Annotated in this window: 15 protein-coding genes; 4 read left to right on the top strand and 11 right to left on the bottom strand. The window is 60.6% G+C overall.

Going from position 1 to position 17186, the window contains the following annotated elements; all coding sequences use genetic code 11:
* Window positions 1-40: 40 nt before the first annotated feature.
* Window positions 41-856, top strand: a complete 816-nt coding sequence (rhdA, locus tag LOY43_RS02520) for a thiosulfate sulfurtransferase (protein ID WP_258709152.1) — start codon at window positions 41-43, stop codon at window positions 854-856.
* A gap of 18 nt (window positions 857-874) precedes the next feature.
* Window positions 875-1735 (top strand): archaetidylserine decarboxylase, encoded by an 861-nt coding sequence (asd, locus tag LOY43_RS02515; protein WP_095047284.1) that lies wholly within the window; start codon window positions 875-877, stop codon window positions 1733-1735.
* A 69-nt stretch (window positions 1736-1804) separates the two neighbouring features.
* Here the strand turns inward: asd and LOY43_RS02510 are convergent, their stop codons facing one another.
* Window positions 1805-2206 carry a lectin OAA gene (locus LOY43_RS02510; protein ID WP_095126144.1) on the bottom strand — a complete coding sequence of 134 codons (402 nt, stop codon included), beginning with the start codon at window positions 2204-2206 and terminating at the stop codon, window positions 1805-1807.
* A 220-nt stretch (window positions 2207-2426) separates the two neighbouring features.
* Here LOY43_RS02510 and LOY43_RS02505 point away from each other — a divergent pair, with 220 nt between their 5' ends.
* Window positions 2427-4181, top strand: a complete 1755-nt coding sequence (locus LOY43_RS02505) for a molecular chaperone (protein ID WP_258709151.1) — start codon at window positions 2427-2429, stop codon at window positions 4179-4181.
* 90 nt (window positions 4182-4271) lie between these two features.
* Here LOY43_RS02505 and serB read toward each other — a convergent pair whose 3' ends face one another.
* Complete coding sequence (gene serB, locus LOY43_RS02500; RefSeq protein ID WP_093430160.1) at window positions 4272-5486, bottom strand: phosphoserine phosphatase SerB; 1215 nt, start codon at window positions 5484-5486, stop codon at window positions 4272-4274.
* A 134-nt stretch (window positions 5487-5620) separates the two neighbouring features.
* Between serB and LOY43_RS02495 the strand changes: the two genes are divergently transcribed.
* Window positions 5621-7126 carry an AhpA/YtjB family protein gene (locus tag LOY43_RS02495; protein ID WP_093430159.1) on the top strand — a complete coding sequence of 502 codons (1506 nt, stop codon included), beginning with the start codon at window positions 5621-5623 and terminating at the stop codon, window positions 7124-7126.
* 527 nt (window positions 7127-7653) lie between these two features.
* On the opposite strand, the gene LOY43_RS02490 is transcribed toward LOY43_RS02495, so the two are convergent.
* The 9 genes from LOY43_RS02490 to LOY43_RS02450 all read right to left on the bottom strand — a co-directional run bounded on the left by LOY43_RS02490 (window position 7654) and on the right by LOY43_RS02450 (window position 17154).
* Window positions 7654-8364, bottom strand: coding sequence for a membrane integrity-associated transporter subunit PqiC (locus tag LOY43_RS02490; protein WP_093430158.1), 711 nt, complete (start codon window positions 8362-8364; stop codon window positions 7654-7656).
* Window positions 8365-8541: 177 nt separating this feature from the next.
* Entirely contained in the window at window positions 8542-10806 is a 2265-nt protein-coding gene (gene parC, locus LOY43_RS02485) for a DNA topoisomerase IV subunit A (RefSeq protein WP_258709150.1), read from the bottom strand.
* A gap of 7 nt (window positions 10807-10813) precedes the next feature.
* Window positions 10814-11338 carry a TIGR02281 family clan AA aspartic protease gene (locus LOY43_RS02480; protein ID WP_007915776.1) on the bottom strand — a complete coding sequence of 175 codons (525 nt, stop codon included), beginning with the start codon at window positions 11336-11338 and terminating at the stop codon, window positions 10814-10816.
* The gene (locus tag LOY43_RS02475; RefSeq protein ID WP_095047279.1) at window positions 11335-12324 is read right to left on the bottom strand and encodes an esterase-like activity of phytase family protein; all 990 of its coding nucleotides are present in this window, start codon (window positions 12322-12324) and stop codon (window positions 11335-11337) included. The genes LOY43_RS02480 and LOY43_RS02475 overlap by 4 nt, the downstream gene beginning before the upstream one ends.
* A complete protein-coding gene (gene parE, locus LOY43_RS02470; RefSeq protein WP_095047278.1) occupies window positions 12324-14231 on the bottom strand; it encodes a DNA topoisomerase IV subunit B in 1908 nt (635 codons plus the stop codon). Before parE ends, LOY43_RS02475 begins: the two co-directional genes overlap by 1 nt.
* Window positions 14232-14281: 50 nt before the next feature.
* The gene (locus LOY43_RS02465) at window positions 14282-14890 is read right to left on the bottom strand and encodes a YqiA/YcfP family alpha/beta fold hydrolase (protein WP_095047277.1); all 609 of its coding nucleotides are present in this window, start codon (window positions 14888-14890) and stop codon (window positions 14282-14284) included.
* Window positions 14891-15178: 288 nt separating this feature from the next.
* Window positions 15179-15994 (bottom strand): 3',5'-cyclic-AMP phosphodiesterase, encoded by an 816-nt coding sequence (cpdA, locus tag LOY43_RS02460; protein ID WP_220557460.1) that lies wholly within the window; start codon window positions 15992-15994, stop codon window positions 15179-15181.
* A 99-nt stretch (window positions 15995-16093) separates the two neighbouring features.
* Window positions 16094-16546: a DUF1249 domain-containing protein gene (locus tag LOY43_RS02455; protein ID WP_034151669.1), complete on the bottom strand. Its 453-nt coding sequence runs from the start codon at window positions 16544-16546 to the stop codon at window positions 16094-16096.
* The gene (locus tag LOY43_RS02450) at window positions 16537-17154 is read right to left on the bottom strand and encodes an NUDIX domain-containing protein (protein WP_093430152.1); all 618 of its coding nucleotides are present in this window, start codon (window positions 17152-17154) and stop codon (window positions 16537-16539) included. Before LOY43_RS02450 ends, LOY43_RS02455 begins: the two co-directional genes overlap by 10 nt.
* Window positions 17155-17186: the final 32 nt, after the last annotated feature.

The following is a 17186-nucleotide window of genomic DNA, read 5'->3' as shown; positions in this document are numbered from 1 at the left end:
CTGCGCTACAATCCTCCCCTTTGTGCTCTGGAGACCTCACATGTCTGACTTCTCTGGCTTGCCGCTCGTCATCGAGGCGAGCGACCTGCTCCCGCGTCTCGATTCCCCTGAACTGATTCTGGTGGACCTGACCAGCCCTGCCCGTTATGCCGAAGGTCACTTTCCCGGCGCACGCTTTGTCGATCCCAAGCGCACCCAGCTCGGCCAGCCGCCGGCGCCGGGACTGCTGCCGGCGAAAGCCGATCTCGAAGCGTTATTCGGTGAGCTGGGCCATCGCAAAGATGCGGTCTACGTGGTCTATGACGACGAAGGCGGCGGTTGGGCCGGGCGTTTCATCTGGCTGCTCGACGTGATCGGTCACGACAAATATCACTACGTCGACGGCGGTCTGCCGGCGTGGCTGGCGGCCGGCATGCCGATGTCGATCCAGGTTCCGCCTGCAGTGGGCGGCCCTGTGCCATTGACCCTGCATGAAGAACCGACCGCGACCCGTGAATACCTGCAAAGCCGCCTCGGTGCTGCCGATCTGGCGATCTGGGATGCGCGCGGGCCGCTGGAGTATTCCGGTGAGAAAGTGCTGGCCGCCAAGGCTGGGCACATCCCCGGCGCGGTCAATTTCGAATGGACTGCCGGCATGGACAAGGCCCGCCAGTTGCGCATTCGCACAGACATGCCGCAGATCCTCGAAGACCTCGGGATCACCAAGGACAAAGAAATCATTACCCACTGCCAGACCCATCACCGGTCGGGCTTCACTTATCTGGTGGCCAAATCCCTCGGTTATCCGCGGGTCAAGGGCTACGCCGGTTCCTGGGGCGAATGGGGCAACCACCCTGACACGCCAGTCGAGATTTAAGGTTTTTAAGGACAACTAATGAAAGAGCGTCTGTTTATCCTCAGCCAGTACCTGCTGCCTCATCACCTGCTATCGCGTCTGGCCGGCTGCATTGCCGAATGCCGCGTGCGCTGGTTCAAGAATGCCTTCACCCAATGGTTCGCCAAGCGCTACCAGGTGGACATGTCGCAAGCGCTGGTCGAAGACCTCACTGCCTACGAGCACTTCAACGCCTTCTTCACCCGCGCTCTGAAAGACGGCGCGCGTCCACTGGACGAAACCCCGGGCGCGATCCTCAGCCCGGCCGACGGTGCGGTCAGCCAGCTTGGCCCGATCGAACACGGTCGCGTGTTCCAGGCCAAGGGCCACAGCTTCAGCGTGCTGGAACTGCTCGGCGGTGATGCGGCTAACGCTGCACCGTTCATGGGCGGCGACTTTGCCACCATTTACCTGTCGCCGAAGGACTACCACCGCGTGCACATGCCGCTGGCCGGCACCCTGCGCGAAATGGTCTACATCCCAGGCCGGATCTTCTCGGTCAACCAGACCACCGCAGAAAACGTTCCGGAACTGTTCGCCCGCAACGAACGCGTGGCGTGCATTTTCGACACCGAGCGTGGGCCGATGGCCGTGGTGCTGGTGGGTGCGATGATCGTCGCTTCGATCGAAACCGTGTGGGCCGGCCTGGTCACCCCACCGAAGCGCGAGCTGAAAACCTTCCGCTACGACGAAGCCGCCCGTGCGCCGATCCATCTGGAAAAAGGTGCTGAACTTGGGCGCTTCAAGCTGGGTTCGACCGCAATCGTGCTGTTCGGGCCGGATCAGGTGACATGGGCGCAAGAGCTGGCGGCGGGTTCGCCAGTGCAGATGGGTCAAGGCCTGGCGCTGCCAAAAGCCTGAACATGATGTGAGCCACTGATCCGCCTTTTCACACGTCTGCGAAAAGGCGGATACGACTCAGTGGTGCCGTTACTCTATTTGCCCACGAAAGCCGATCGGGCCTTCGTTGGCATAGGTATTGGTGCCATTGAGGTTTTTCCCTCCGTCACTGGACGTGACGCTCAACGCGATAACGTTCTGATTGTCCCGGCCGCCAATCTCCCACTTGCCGCCCGGATGCCATGGGGCATCATTGCCACCCCACTGATTCTCGACGTTGTACTGGTTCTGACCGGTGCGTTGCGCTTTGAAGCCAATGGGACCTTCCCCGGCATAGGTCATGGTGCCGGTGAACGTTTTACCGTCATCGCGCGACTTGATCTCGATAGCGACGACATTCTGGTTGTCCCGCCCGCCGAGTAACCAGGTTCCACCCGGATGCCACGGCGCCGAACTGCCACCCCATTGATTTGCCACTGCATATTTAGACATGAACCTCATCTCCTTGAAGTTTCGGGAGACCTGCCCGAGGTTGACGGCAGGCCGTGCAACCGTGCGTTTCCGATCGCACGCCTGAGAGACTAGTAGGGCTTGGGGAATGGCATCCGGCCAGCAGACCAGCGGTCAAAAAGTCTGACGCTACCCAGCGAAACAGACCACAGCTGCTAGAGTTTTGGGCATTGCCCCTTCCGCCGCCGGAGCCCGTCAAGGCATGAGTGAGTCTCGTCCCCACCCCTCCCTGAGCGCCCCGACCCCGACGCAAACGCGTCTGTCGTTTTGCGAAGCAACGCCACGCGACCTCAAGCGCTGGATCGCCGACCTGCCCAAGGCTAACATCGGTGAAACCGCCCGCCTGCTGTATCAAGGCCTGGGCGAACTCAATCAATTGCTCACCCCCAGTGACAATCGCCTCAACCTGCTGGAGCTGCTGCGCCCCGAGGTGTATTTCGTCTGCCAGCATCTGGAGCGGCACTTCCTGCATCAGGCGATCATGCTCGACGAGCGTTCACGCAAGATCAGCAATTTGTGCCAGGCGCTGCAAAGCCATCTGGCCGTCGGCTACAAACAGATCGTGTTGCGGATTGCGCCGAAGTACAGCAAGGATCGCGCGATATTGGTCAGCACGGCCCTGCAACGGGCGACCCATACACTCAAGGGTCAACTGCTGCGTGCGACGCAACTGTACAGCGCGGCACCGGAGCAGGTGTGGTTCGAACTGCATCAGCTGTATCGCATCGCCTGCGAACTGCAGCTGCAACAGCGCCGGGTCCACGACGATCTCGCCAGCCTCACCACCGAACTCACGCTTGAACAGACTTACATCGCCGCCCTGCTCATGGGCAGTGCCCGCTGCAATCAATTGCGGCAGAACCAGATCGCCCGATTGGCTGAAGTACTCGAACCGTGGAGCGCCCTGCTCAAATTACATCCCGGTCGTTCAAGCGAAGGCCTGTTTGCGATCAGCCCGGCGATCGATGCCGGCCCGCGCTACCGCAACATGTTTCGCAGCGAAGAACAGGCCGGATTGCTCGGCTTCGATCCGCAGCCGCTGGTGAACGCCATCGAAGCGCATTTGCAGCATCAGCCCGCATCGACGCCGCTGCCCGTTCCGCCCGGGCTCAGCTTCGACACCCTGCAACACCTCCATGCCACCTGGGGACAAGCCGCCGAGCGCAGCTTTCAGCGCACCGTCGGCCAAGGCCATCTGACCGTGTGCGTGGGCATGAGCGCCCTGCACTTTTATCTGGGTGGCGAGCGCAGTTTCAGCGAGCTGCTCAAACACCCCGGAACGCGCTCGGCGAATTTCAGCAGTGCCGTCGCCAAAGGTGAAAAGGACAGTTGGAGCCAGGCTTTCGACGCCGCACCGCAAAGCAAAACTGATGAGTTTTTGCCTTACGAGGAAATCCAGTACGACCATTTGCGCGAGGATGAAAGCGGCACGGACAGTACGCCCCATTACCCGACCCATGCCCTGCCGGTGATCAATCACAGCCCCGGTGGATATTGCCTGGCGTGGCCAAATGAAGTGCCCGCCGAGCTGCAGGCCGGGGAAATGCTCGGCATTCAGGACAGTGTCAGTCTGGGCTGGAGCATTGCGGTCATTCGCTGGATCCGCCAGGTGCGCGGCGGCGGCACGCAAATGGGCATTGAGCTGGTGGCGCCACATGCCCAGCCTTGCGGCCTGCAACTGGTGCGCTCACGGGACGATCACAGTCAGTATCTGCGCGGACTATTGTTACCGGAGATCAGTGCGATAGATTTGCCGGCAACCTTGCTGGCACCGCGCTTGCCGTTTCAGGAAGGCAGTAAAGTGCTGATCAACACCCAAGGCGAAGAACACCGCGCCGGGCTGGATCGACGGGTGGCGAGTACGCACAGTTTCAATCAGTTCGCCTATCGCTCGCTGGAGGCCGCGCGCAATGGCGGGAGCGAGGAGGATTTTGATTCGTTGTGGAAATCGCTTTAAAGCAAAAGATCGCAGCCTTCGGCAGCTCCTACAGGAAAATGCATATTCCTCTGTAGGAGCTGCCGAAGGCTGCGATCTTTTGATCTTTAATTACAACTGCCCGTCGCGATCACGGAAACCCAGCAGGTACAGCACGCCATCCAGCCCCAACGTCGAAATCGCCTGCTTCGCCGACTGCTTCACCAACGGCTTGGCACGGAACGCTACGCCCAAACCGGCAATCGCCAGCATCGGCAGGTCATTCGCACCGTCGCCGACCGCGATGGTCTGCTCCAGACGCAAACCTTCCTTGTGTGCCAGCTCTTTGAGCAAATCAGCCTTGCGCTGGGCATCGACGATCGGCTCGATCGCCACGCCAGTACACTTGCCATCGACCACTTCCAGTTCGTTGGCAAACACATAGTCGATGCCGAGTTTGGCCTGCAATTGCTTGGCGAAATAAGTGAAGCCACCGGACAGGATCGCGGTCTTGTAGCCCAGTCGCTTGAGTTCAGCGAACAGCGTTTCGGCGCCTTCGGTCAGACGCAGCGAAGCGCCGATCGAGTCCAGCACGCTGACATCCAGACCTTTGAGCAAGGCCAGACGTTCTTTGAAACTGGCGCGGAAATCCAGCTCGCCGGCCATTGCCCGCTCTGTGATTTCGGACACCTGCTCGCCCACGCCGGCAGCCTTGGCCAGCTCGTCAATGACCTCGGCCTCGATCAGCGTCGAGTCCATGTCGAACACCGCCAGACGACGGTTGCGCCGGAACAGCGAATCTTCCTGGAAGGCGATGTCGACGTTCAGCGCTTGGGCAACGCTGAGGAATTCGGCACGCAGCGCCTGTGGATCGGCGGCTTCGCCACGCACGGAGAACTCGATGCAGCCCTTGCCCTTGTCCGCTGGCGTGTCCAGTGGCATGCGACCCGACAGACGGTCGATGTGATCGATATTCAGGCCATATTTGGCGGTGATCGAGCTGACAGCCTGCAATTGGCCAGCGGTTACTTTGCGGGTCAGCAGGGTGACGATGTGGCGCTTCTTGCCCTGATTACCCACCCATTGCTGGTAATCCTCTTCGGACACCGGCGTGAAGCGTACCTGCTGATCGAGCTCGTAGCCCTTGAACAGAATGTCCTTGAGCACGGACTTGCCTTGCTCGGAATCGGGGATTTCAACCAGGATGCCGAACGACAGGGTGTCGTGGATCACCGCCTGACCGATGTCGAGAATGTTCACACCACCTTGTGCCAGAACGCCGGTAATGGCCGCAGTCAGACCCGGACGGTCGACTCCCGTGATGTTAATCAGGACGATTTCGCGCAACGCGCACCCCCGCAACTGGAAAAAAACCGCATTCTACCCACTTTCAGTGACCATCGGGCACCGCGAGCGCTTTGCCGGTCTAGGGCCTGTCGCTATACTGCGCGTCAACTTCACGGACAAAAGAGCCGAGCTCAGTGAACCGGCCCACGCCAGTTAAAACCGATAACTTCTTCCTGCTGATCTTCCGTGCACTGCGTCACCGCCGTGTACCGATTGCATTGCGCATTGCCAGCCATAACGTGATCCTGGTCGCTCTGGCCCTGGTGATCTATGCCGGCGTGATGGGTTTGCAATTCAAGCAGGCCATGCACCAGCAGGCCGATGCGCTGGGCGAAAGCCTGACCACGCAAACCGCGACCTCGGCCACGGAGCTGTTGGTGTCCAACGACATCCTCAGCCTCAACGTGCTGCTCAACAACCTGACCAAGAACAAACTGGTGGCCCACGCGGCGATCTACAGCGTGGATAACCGCATCCTCGCCGAGTCCGGTCAGCGGCCCAAGCACAGCCTGCTGGGCGAAGCCGAGGGCATGTACGAGAGCAAGATCACGTTCCAGGATGTGACTGCCGGGCAACTGCGCATCAGCCTGGACATGGATCAGTTCCAGCAGCCGATGACCATCAGCCTGCAAAGCATGGGCATTCTCAGCGGGATCCTGCTGGCGCTGTCGCTGGCCCTGAGCCTGCGCATGGGCCGCTATCTGTCGACGCCGTTGCTGCAATTGCGTGTCTGGTTGCGACGCATCGACGAACACACGCCGGGCATTGATCGTCAGGATGAAATCGGCGATCTGGCGCGCCAGCTGCACGCCAACTACGCGCCAGAGCCTGCACCGGAACCGGAGCCTGAGTTCGAGGACGAAGAGGACGAGCCGGAATTCGAGGTGCGCAACTTGCGTGATCCGAGTTTCGACGAAACCCGTCCGATGGCCGCGCAGAAGCCTGCACCGCGACATCTGGTCAGCACCGTCGAAGACGATGATGACGATGACGCGTTCGCTGATCTGCGCGATGAATCGCTGGACGTTGCCCCACAACCGGTCGCCCGCAAGGCGACTCCGAGCGTGCCACAACACAGCGCCGTGCTAGCGGTACAACTGGGTTCACAGGAACAACTGCGCCGCTTGCCGCGGGCACGTCTGGAAGAATTGCAGGAGCGTTATCGTGACTGCCTCGATCAGGCTGCTTCGCTGTATCAGGGTGAAATCGAAACCCTGAACGACGGCAGCACGCTGATGCTCTTCCACACCGAAGACAGCGGTGACGATTACCTGACCAACGCAATCTGCTGCGGCGAGTTGCTGCGGGCCTTGGGTCATCAGTTGCAGATTGAAGTCGCGGACAGCGGCATCACCCTGCAACTGCAGCTGGGCCTGACCCTGGGCGATGAGTTGTTCGGCTTGAGTCAGATTGATCTGCTGCTGACCGATTCGGCGCAGGATGCATTGGCTCTGTCCCAACACAGCCGCAATCTGCTGCTGGTTGAACGCAAGATCGGCGACGATGCGCTGATCCGCCAGCGTGCACGGATCCGCCCGATCGCCAGCCCTGAGGGTGCTTGCTGCGTGGAGCGGTTGATGGAGCCTTATCCGTCGATGCTCGAACGGCAACTGGCGCGGATGCATGAGCGCCGGGCTTAAGCCTTAGGCCTGATGTGAAGAAGCCCGCAGACAAGCGATTGTCTGCGGGCTTTTTTGTGGGTGACTGAAGAGCCCCTCACCCTAGCCCTCTCCCCGAGGGAGAGGGGACTGATTGGGGGATATTGGAGAGCTACACCGACTTGAACGCCCTGCTGTGAATCCAAAATCGCCAAGCTCTTTCAGGTCGACGCATGACGCAGACACCTCGGTCGCCCCTGCTCTACCGAATCCATAATCGTCAGGATCTTTCAGGTCGATGTATAGCGCCAGACCCCTCGGTCGGCCCCTGCCCTACCGATCCAGAATCGCCAAGCTCTTTCAGGTCGACGCATGACGCAGACACCTCGGTCGCTCCTGCTCTACCGAATCCATAATCGCCAGGATCTTTCAGGTCGATGTATAGCGCCAGACCCCTCGGTTAGTCCCCTCTCCCTCCGGGAGAGGGTTAGGGTGAGGGGCTTTTGATCTTCTATCCCCAGACACAACAAAGCCCGCACAAGGCGGGCTCTGTTCTGACTCGATCCAGCTTAGAAGCGGAACACTTCCATATCTGTCCGAATCGGCGATGCCATCGGAATCTTCGGTTGTTTCTCTGATTCCGCCGCCGGCGCTGCCGGTTTTGGTGCCGCTTTACGCGGTGCCTCGGCGACCGGTGGCTGATTGGCCAACGGCTTGAGCGCTACCGACAATTGCTCGGCCAGACGCTGCAGCAAAATGCCCTGGGCCTGAACCTGCGAAGCGGTACTGCCGGCATGCAGCTCTTGCAGATGAACGATGCGGTTATCGCGCACCTGACCACGACGGTCGATCAGACGCCATTGAGCATCGAGAATCGCCGGTTGTTTCTGGCCAGAGTCCAGACGCGTGATGGTCAGCAACACCTGCACATCCGGAGTGAACCCCGTAGTGGCCGGTGCCAGCACTACACGCTGGCTGTCCAGATGGCCAGCAACCTGACGCATCAGCAACTGATCGATATCCGACGAAAGGCTGCCAGCCCAACGACCGTCTGTCGCTGCCTGCAGGCTGCCATCGGGTTGACGTTGCAGCAATGTCTCACGTTGCAGGTAATCGGCTACGACTACCGGACCCAACAAAACCGCCATGCCCGCGCTTTGCGCAGGCTGAACCGGACTTCCGCTGTCCAGTTGATACAGCGACACCGGCTGGTGAACGCTGCAACCCGCCAGGCCCAAAACGCCGGCGAGCAGGAAAATAAGGGGGCGCAGAGCAGTCATCATCCCGTCCAGGTGGCCGCCACAAGGCTGACCACAGTGAAAATACTCAATAAATATGAAGAACGCTCAGCCACGCCGGCGCTTGGAAAGGCCATATCATCCGTGAATATGCGTTCCGACTCCAGCGCCAAAGCGTCGATCTACGCGTTAAATCGTGGATCGAGCTCTCTAGGACGCCTAATTGAGGTTTTCGACGAGCAGCGCATCGACCCGCTGGAAGCCCCTTGGAAGCTTGTTGCCACGACGTCCACGCTCACCTTTGTAGTGTTCGAGGTCATCGGCCTTCAGCGACAGGGTCCGTTTTCCGGCCTGCAGCACCAAGGTGGCGCCTTCCGGAAGTACGGCGATGTCCGTGACATATTCTTCGCGACTGGCCACACGCTCACCGGAAATACCGATGATCTTGTTACCTTTGCCCTTACCTAATTGTGGCAGATCGCTGATTTTGAAGATCAGCAGGCGACCTTCGGTCGTGACCGACGCCAGCCAGTTCTGCTCACGATCGGCCACCGGACGCGGCGCGATGACTTTGGCGTTGTTCGGCAGGCTCAACAGGGCTTTACCGGCCTTGTTCTTGGCTTGCAGGTCTTCGCCCTTGACCACGAAACCGTAACCAGCGTCGGAAGCGATGACGTACAACGCGTCGTCTTCCGGCATCAGCACGCATTCGAAGCTCGCACCGGGCGGTGGTGTCAGACGACCGGTCAACGGCTCGCCCTGGCCCCGAGCCGATGGCAGGGTGTGCGCGGCCACCGAGTAGCTGCGGCCGGTCGAGTCGATAAACACCGCAAACTGGTTGGAGCGCCCCGCTGCCGAGGTCTTGAAGCCGTCGCCAGCCTTGTACGACAGGCCGGTGGCGTCGATGTCATGACCTTTGGCCGAACGGATCCAGCCTTTTTCCGACAGCACCACGGTGACTTTTTCGTTCGGCAGCAGATCGTGTTCGGTCAGCGCCTTGGCTTCAGCGCGCTCGACGATTGGCGACCGACGGTCATCGCCGTAGGTTTCGGCGTCTTTCAACAGCTCGGTGCGCACCAGCTTCTTCAGCTTGGCTTCACTGCCCAGCAGGGCTTGCAGCTTGGCTTGCTCCTTGAGCAGTTCGTCCTGCTCGTCGCGCAGCTTCATCTCTTCCAGTCGCGCCAACTGACGCAGACGGGTGTCGAGGATGTAGTCGGCCTGAATCTCACTGAGGGCGAAACGTTCGATCAGCTTGGCCTTCGGATGCTCCTCGGTACGGATAATGTGGATCACTTCATCCAGGTTGAGGTAGGCGATCAGCAAACCGTCCAACAGGTGCAGACGACGCTCGACCTTGTCGAGACGAAATTGCAGGCGGCGACGTACGGTCAGCACGCGGAATTCCAGCCACTCGACCAGCAGCGCTCGCAGGTTTTTCAGCTGCGGCTTGCCGTCCAGACCGATGATGTTGACGTTGACCCGGTAGGTCGACTCCAGCTCGGTGCTGGCGAACAAGTGCTGCATCAGCGCTTCATGATCGACGCGGCTGTTGACCGGAATGATCACGATGCGGCACGGGTTTTCGTGGTCAGATTCGTCGCGCAGGTCAGCGATCTGCGGGGCTTTCGACGGCTTGGCCTGCATCAGCGCGGCGATCTGCTCCAGCACCTTGGCGCCGGACACCTGGTGCGGCAGCGCGGTGACGATGATGTCGCCGTCCTCGACGTGGTACACGGCGCGCATGCGCACCGAGCCCTTGCCGGTTTCGTACATCTTCAGCAGGTCGGCGCGCGGCGTGATGATTTCCGCTTCGGTCGGATAGTCCGGGCCCTGAATGTGTTCGCAGAGCTGTTCGATCGTGGCTTTCGGCTCATCGAGCAAGCGCACGCAAGCGGTGGCGACTTCACGCAGGTTATGCGGCGGCACGTCGGTGGCCATGCCCACGGCGATGCCGGTGGTGCCGTTGAGCAGGATGTTCGGCAGGCGTGCCGGCAGCACCAGCGGCTCTTGTAAGGTGCCGTCGAAGTTCGGGCCCCAGTCGGCAGTGCCCTGGCCCAGTTCGCTGAGCAGCACTTCGGAATAACGCGACAGGCGTGCTTCGGTGTAACGCATGGCGGCGAAGGATTTCGGATCGTCCGGCGCACCCCAGTTACCCTGACCGTCGACCAGCGTGTAGCGATAGCTGAACGGCTGGGCCATCAGCACCATCGCTTCGTAGCACGCCGAGTCACCGTGCGGGTGGAATTTACCGAGCACGTCACCGACGGTACGCGCCGATTTCTTGTGCTTGGAGTCGGCGTCCAGCCCCAGCTCGCTCATGGCGTAGACGATACGCCGCTGTACCGGTTTCAGGCCGTCGCCGATATGCGGCAGAGCACGGTCCATGATCACGTACATGGAGTAGTTGAGGTAGGCACTTTCGGTGAAGTCGGCCAGCGAGCGGCGTTCTACACCGTCCAGGCTGAGATCAAGGGGGTTGCTCATGCAGGCCTCATCGGTTCGTTGTCTGGCGCAGCAGCATGGTGCCACCGCGCTGAGTAAATTCAAGTTTGTTCAGGGCGCTCATTCCAAGCAGCACCTGATCGCCATGCAGCCCCGGCGCCACCAGTGCGCGGACGTCGCGCAGCACGATGTCACCCAGTTGCAGGCGGTCGATTTTGGTTCGATAGCCCTGGCTCAGGCCATTGGCCGTGCTCAGGGTCACACCGAAACCTTCTTCCAGCTTCAAACGCTTGGCCAGATCCGCCGGGATCGCCACATCGGTTGCGCCGGTGTCGAGCATGAACTCGACCGGTTCGCCGTTGATCTGACCGCTGGCGACAAAATGCCCTTGGGCATTGCCGGCCAGCTTCACCTCGATAAACCCTTCGCCCTGCTCCGAACTGACCACGACATTCGGATTCTGCTGGCGTTGCTCCCACTGGCCAAAAAACCGCGTCGCCAGAAACAGCGCCGCGCACCATGCCAGAATCATCAGCACCCGACCGGCACGTTTGCCCGGAGGTTGCTGGCTCAAGGCTTGGCGCTCCAGCCACCGTCAGGCGCGGCGAAGCGCCAGACGATCGGCCGAACCTCACCGTCGGCCCGCGGGCCGAAATTATTGTCGACGCCGACCCACGCACCATCAGCGTCAACGATCAGCGCCTCTTCCAGACCGAAGTTCTGCGAATAACGGCGGTTGGCCTGCAACAATTCAGCGGCGTACGACCAGCACCGCTCGACCTTGGCGGTCTGCGCATCGCGCCGACAAATCTGAAAGGCGTTGCGGTCAAGGGTAAACAATTTGCCGTTAAACAATGAAAGGTCGGAAAAGTCCCGGTCGACCGCTCTGGCCTTCGGGAACTGCGGCGGTTGCATTTCCTTGCCGCCCTCGCTGAGCAGCACGCAACGACCGTCGCAATCCCACACCGTTTGCTGGCGCTTGATCAGCAGCAAGCCACGGCTTTGCCGTTCGGCAGCCAGCCACATCTGATCACCCGCCGGATTGATCGCCAAGCCCTCGAAGATCGCATTGAAATGCAGGAGCATGCCGCTGGCCCGCGCTTCGCGAACCATCATCGGCGAGATCTTCAGCCAACTGACCGGGCCGCTGACGGGCACCTGCAAGACTGCCGCATGCCCCTCGCTGACAATGTAGCGATTGCCGGCACTGTCGCAGCTGATGCCTTCGAAATCCAGGTCGCCCCCGCGCACGAACGATGCGGCCCAATTGCGCGAGCGCAGCCCCCAAGGCAGGCCGGTCTCCGGCACCAGGGGCACTTCGATGTGCAAGGCTTCGGCCTGCCAGACCTGATCGGCGGTATTGAGCCGGTAAATCTGATCGTCATCGCGGTCCGACACCGTCCACAACTCGCTGCCACACATGGCCAGCCCCGACAGGTTACCGCCGCGCATGCCGTCGACCGGGTGTTCGGAGAGCACGCGCAACTCCTGCACCGGCTCGGCCGACACGCCCATCGCACTCAGCAGCAACGCACCCGCCAAGGCCCAGCCAAACCGCATCAGGCCAGCACCTCGGCGAGGTTGCCTTTGGATTCGAGCCAGGTCTTGCGGTCACCGGCGCGTTTCTTCGCCAGCAGCATGTCCATCATTTCCGAGGTTTCAGCGAAGTCTTCACCCAGTGTCAGTTGCACCAGGCGCCGAGTGTTCGGGTCCATGGTGGTCTCACGCAACTGCGGCGGGTTCATTTCACCCAGACCTTTGAATCGGGTGACCTGGGGTTTGCCGCGTTTCTTCTCGGCGACCAGACGGTCGAGAATGCCGTCGCGCTCAGCTTCGTCGAGGGCGTAGTAGATTTCTTTGCCCAGGTCGATGCGGTACAGCGGCGGCATCGCCACGTAGACGTGACCGGCATCCACCAGCGGGCGGAAATGCTGGACGAACAAGGCGCAGAGCAGCGTGGCAATGTGCAGACCGTCGGAGTCGGCGTCGGCGAGGATGCAGATCTTGCCGTAACGCAGCTGGCTCATGTCCGCCGCGCCCGGATCGACACCGATGGCCACGGCGATGTTGTGCACTTCCTGGCTGGCCAGCACTTCGCTGCCGTCGACTTCCCAGGTGTTGAGGATCTTGCCGCGCAACGGCAGGATCGCCTGGAATTCCTTGTCCCGCGCTTGCTTGGCGGAACCACCAGCGGAATCACCTTCGACCAGGAACAGCTCGGAACGCATCGGGTCCTGCCCGGCGCAGTCAGCCAGTTTGCCCGGCAACGCTGGCCCCTGAGTGACGCGTTTACGCTCGACTTTCTTGCTTGCCTTAAGACGACGACCGGCGTTGTTGATCGCCAGTTCCGCCAGGGCCAGACCGGTTTCCGGGTTGGCGTTGAGCCACAGGCTGAACGCATCCTTGACCACACCAGAGACAAACGCCGCCGCTTCACGCGATGACAGACGCTCTTTGGTCTGGCCGGAGAATTGCGGTTCCTGCATTTTCATCGACAGGACGAACGCGATGCGCTCCCAGACGTCTTCCGGCGCCAGCTTCACGCCGCGCGGCAGCAGGCTGCGGAATTCGCAGAACTCGCGCATCGCATCGAGCAGGCCCTGACGCAGACCGTTGACGTGAGTACCGCCCTGCGCCGTCGGGATCAGGTTGACGTAGCTTTCCTGCACCGCGTCGCCACCTTCCGGCAGCCACAGCAGGGCCCAGTCGACGGCTTCTTTATTACCGGCGAAAGCGCCGCAGAACGGCTCGTCCGGCAGGCGTTCGAATTCGCTGACCGCGTCGACCAGATAGGAACGCAGACCGTCTTCGTAATGCCACTCGACTTTCTCGCCAGTGCCTTTGTCTTCAAAGCTGACCAGCAGCCCCGGGCACAGCACAGCCTTGGCCTTGAGCACGTGCTTGAGGCGGCTGATGGAGAATTTCGGTGAATCGAAATACTTCGGATCCGGCGCGAAGTACACGCTGGTGCCGGTGTTGCGCTTGCCGACGGTGCCGACGATTTCCAGTTCCGAGGCTTTGAAGCCGTCGTTGAAGGTCATCTGGTATTCGTTGCCGTCACGTTTTACGCGCACACGGACTTCGGTCGACAAGGCGTTGACCACGGAAATACCCACGCCGTGCAGACCGCCGGAGAACTGGTAGTTCTTGTTGGAAAACTTGCCGCCCGCGTGGAGTTTGGTGAGGATCAACTCGACACCCGACACGCCCTCTTCCGGGTGAATGTCGACCGGCATGCCACGGCCGTCGTCACTGACTTCCAGCGAATGGTCGGCGTGCAGGATGACCTGCACCGATTTGGCATGACCCGCCAGAGCTTCGTCGACACTGTTGTCGATCACTTCCTGGGCAAGGTGGTTCGGCCGACTGGTGTCGGTGTACATGCCGGGGCGTTTGCGCACCGGGTCGAGGCCCGAGAGGACTTCGATGGCGTCGGCGTTATAAGAGCTAGCGCTGGGAGTGGCCATAGGGTCTCGTCGTCAATGTTCGGTGAAAAAAGAATTCATGGGGCCACAGCTCACAATGCGGAGAAATCGATGGCCTGATACAAATCGGCGCCAATGCCGGCAAAACTCAGCAACGCCGGTAATTGCCCGGCGAAACCCTGAAAACTGTGGTCGCCGCCGGCCTGAATACGCAAGGCGCAGGCGCGGTAATACTGCTGGGCGAGGCGATAATCCAGTGTTTCATCGCCGGTCTGCAACCACACCTGATAACGCTGCGCATCCTGCGGCGCCGGCACTTCCAGTTCGGCCAGGGCTGTGACGTGGTCGTGGGTCAATTCCCAGGTTTCATCGGTATACAGGTTTTTCTGCGGGCCCAGATAGCCGTCGAACATCCGGTGCGGGCTGACCGCAGGGTTGACCAGCAGGGCTTTCAGGCCATGGCGCTCGGCCAAGTGAGTCGCATAGTAGCCGCCGAGTGAGCTTCCCACCAGCAGCGGGCTGCCCAGTTCGGCAATCGCTTGTTCCAACTGACCGATGGCTTCACGCGGGTGGTGATGCAGGGCCGGGACACGCAGTTTGTCGCTCAAACCCAGTTGCTCCATCACCGTTACCAGCTGACAGGCCTTTTTCGAGGCTGGGGCGCTGTTGAAACCGTGGATATAGAGGATCGAACCGGACATATGAGCTCCCTGGGTGTCGGTTTGGGTTTGCGAAGTTTACAGGGAGAGAAGAGCGGATTGGGGGTGGTTTCGAGAAATTGGTCATTCAGCAGGAGCTGCCCTCACCCTAGCCCTCTCCCAAAGGGAGAGGGGACTGATTGGGGGATATTCAAGTGCTACACCGACTTGAGCGAGCTCCAGCGAATCCATAATCGACACATTCTTTCAGGTCGATGGATGACGCCAGACACCTCGGTCGGCTCCCTCTCCCTCCGGGAGAGGGCTGGGGTGAGGGTTTTGATTTGTCGCTCAATAGCCGTTGGAGCCGTAATCGACAGTGAAGGCGAAACCGGTGACACGTTCAACCCCGGTTTCCAACCGCCCATCCGGCAACAACCGCAACCAGCGATACCCCGGCGCCTGCTCACCCACCTTAAAGTCCACACTCCCCGGCTCAAACTGAATGCACGTCGAAGGCGAAGCCATCAACCGCACGCCATTGCGCTCACGGTCAATCTCCTGATGCACATGCCCCCACAGCACCGCACGAACCTGCGGAAAACGATCCAGCACTTCGAAAAATGTCTCGGGATTGCGCAAACCGATCGGCTCCATCCACGCACAACCAATCGACACCGGATGATGGTGGAAGCACACCAGATGATGGCGCTCCGGCGCTTCGCTCAGCGAGCGGACCAGCAGTTGCAATTGATCGTCCTGCAGAAACCCCGGCACCGAACCCGGCACCGCCGAATCCAGCAAAGTCACCCGCCAGTTACCGATATCGACCACCGATTCCAGCAAGGCACTCTGCACTGCGGCCTGGGCCATGATCATCGGTTCGTCGTGGTTGCCGGGAATCCAGCGCGCCGGGGCAGCGATCTGCGCGCTCATCTGGCGAAACTGCTGATACGACTCCAGCGTGCCGTCCTGCGAAATATCGCCAGTGGCCAGAATCAGATCGATCTGCGGCTGCTGCCCCAGCACCAATTCAATGACCTTTTGCAGGCTCTCGCGAGTGTTCATGCCCAGCAGCTTGCCGTCCGCTTCAGCGAACAAGTGGCTGTCGGACAACTGCACCAGCAGCGCCGTATCGGCGGAGGTCAACGTGGATACGCTCGGCAAGGCGCTCTCCCAAGGCAAAAGCACGGAATCGATCAAGTGCCGCAATTATGCTGGGGGATCAGTGAAAGAGGAAACCGCCGAACCGGACGCAGTTCACAACTAGCGTACGACTTCGTACTCATGCCCCAACGCCAGACAGTGACTCAGCCATTCCCCCAGGAACAGATTGAGCTGAGCCTTTTCATCCGGCTGATGCATCGCCGCGTTCGGGTAAGGATAGATGCCGCGAAAGCGTCGTGCATGTTCGGCGCTGACCACTTCGGCCATGCGTGCGTCGTGATAGACCTGCACTTCGAGCTGCGGCACCGGCAGCCATGGCAGGCTGTGTTCCTGACGCACCTGCAAAGTGGTGGTGTACGGGCAGGTTTGTAGCACTTCGAGGGCCAATACGCCGAGCATCTGCTCGCCCTGAGTGACGGCGATGCGCCGCGCCTCGGGTTCGTTGCGCATGTCCGGGACCAGTCGCATCAGGCGCGCGTAGTTGGCCTCGCAGGCGGCTTGCAGCCCCACGAGGTCGACTCGATAACGATCGCGCAGCTTGTTTACGACCATAACCCCCTCACTTCGGCGCGGTTCAGCGCCAGCCATTGCAAGGCGATGATGCTCGCCGCGTTGGCAATGCGACCGTCACGGACAGCCTGCAAGGCATCTTCGAAAGCCCAGACCGTGACGCGGATATCTTCTGCCTCTTCTTCCAGGCCATGCAGGCCGCCAACGCCTTCGGTGCTGCAACGCCCCAGATACAAATGCACAAACTCGTTACTGCCGCCCGGCGACGGGAAATACTTGGTCATCGGCCACAGGGCCTTGATGTCCAGCCCAGCTTCCTCCTGCGCCTCGCGGTGAGCAACTTCTTCCGGTTGTTCATCCTTGTCGATCAGACCAGCGACCAGTTCGACCAGCCACGGATTGTCGGTCTTGCCCATGGCGCCGACGCGGAACTGCTCGATCAACACTACTTCGTCGCGCTGTGGATCGTAGGGCAACATGCACACCGCATCGTGACGCACAAACACTTCACGGTTGATCTCGCGGCTCATGCCACCGGCGAACAATTCATGGCGCAGGTGCAAACGATCGAGTTTGTAAAAACCCTCGTAGCAGCGCTCGCGTCGCACGACGTCGACGGTGGTCGGAATGGCGTTGGCAAAATCAGTCATGAGCATCCTCTTTACTGCAGATCCATTACGAG

The organism is Pseudomonas sp. B21-041, assembly GCF_024748675.1.
In the GTDB taxonomy this organism is placed as follows: Bacteria; Pseudomonadota; Gammaproteobacteria; order Pseudomonadales; family Pseudomonadaceae; genus Aquipseudomonas; species Aquipseudomonas neuropathica.
Note: the sequence above shows the minus strand (reverse complement) of the source record. Positions and strands in the feature narration are given on the sequence as shown.

Coding starts and splice junctions, on each gene's coding strand:
- LOY43_RS02450 (WP_093430152.1), bottom strand. CDS start 17,154: ATGACTGATTTTGCCAACGCCATTCCGACCACCGTCGACGTCGTGCGA.
- LOY43_RS02455 (WP_034151669.1), bottom strand. CDS start 16,546: ATGGTCGTAAACAAGCTGCGCGATCGTTATCGAGTCGACCTCGTGGGG.
- rhdA (WP_258709152.1), top strand. CDS start 41: ATGTCTGACTTCTCTGGCTTGCCGCTCGTCATCGAGGCGAGCGACCTG.
- LOY43_RS02475 (WP_095047279.1), bottom strand. CDS start 12,324: ATGCGGTTTGGCTGGGCCTTGGCGGGTGCGTTGCTGCTGAGTGCGATG.
- parC (WP_258709150.1), bottom strand. CDS start 10,806: ATGAGCAACCCCCTTGATCTCAGCCTGGACGGTGTAGAACGCCGCTCG.
- LOY43_RS02505 (WP_258709151.1), top strand. CDS start 2,427: ATGAGTGAGTCTCGTCCCCACCCCTCCCTGAGCGCCCCGACCCCGACG.
- parE (WP_095047278.1), bottom strand. CDS start 14,231: ATGGCCACTCCCAGCGCTAGCTCTTATAACGCCGACGCCATCGAAGTC.
- LOY43_RS02510 (WP_095126144.1), bottom strand. CDS start 2,206: ATGTCTAAATATGCAGTGGCAAATCAATGGGGTGGCAGTTCGGCGCCG.
- LOY43_RS02465 (WP_095047277.1), bottom strand. CDS start 14,890: ATGTCCGGTTCGATCCTCTATATCCACGGTTTCAACAGCGCCCCAGCC.
- LOY43_RS02490 (WP_093430158.1), bottom strand. CDS start 8,364: ATGACTGCTCTGCGCCCCCTTATTTTCCTGCTCGCCGGCGTTTTGGGC.
- asd (WP_095047284.1), top strand. CDS start 875: ATGAAAGAGCGTCTGTTTATCCTCAGCCAGTACCTGCTGCCTCATCAC.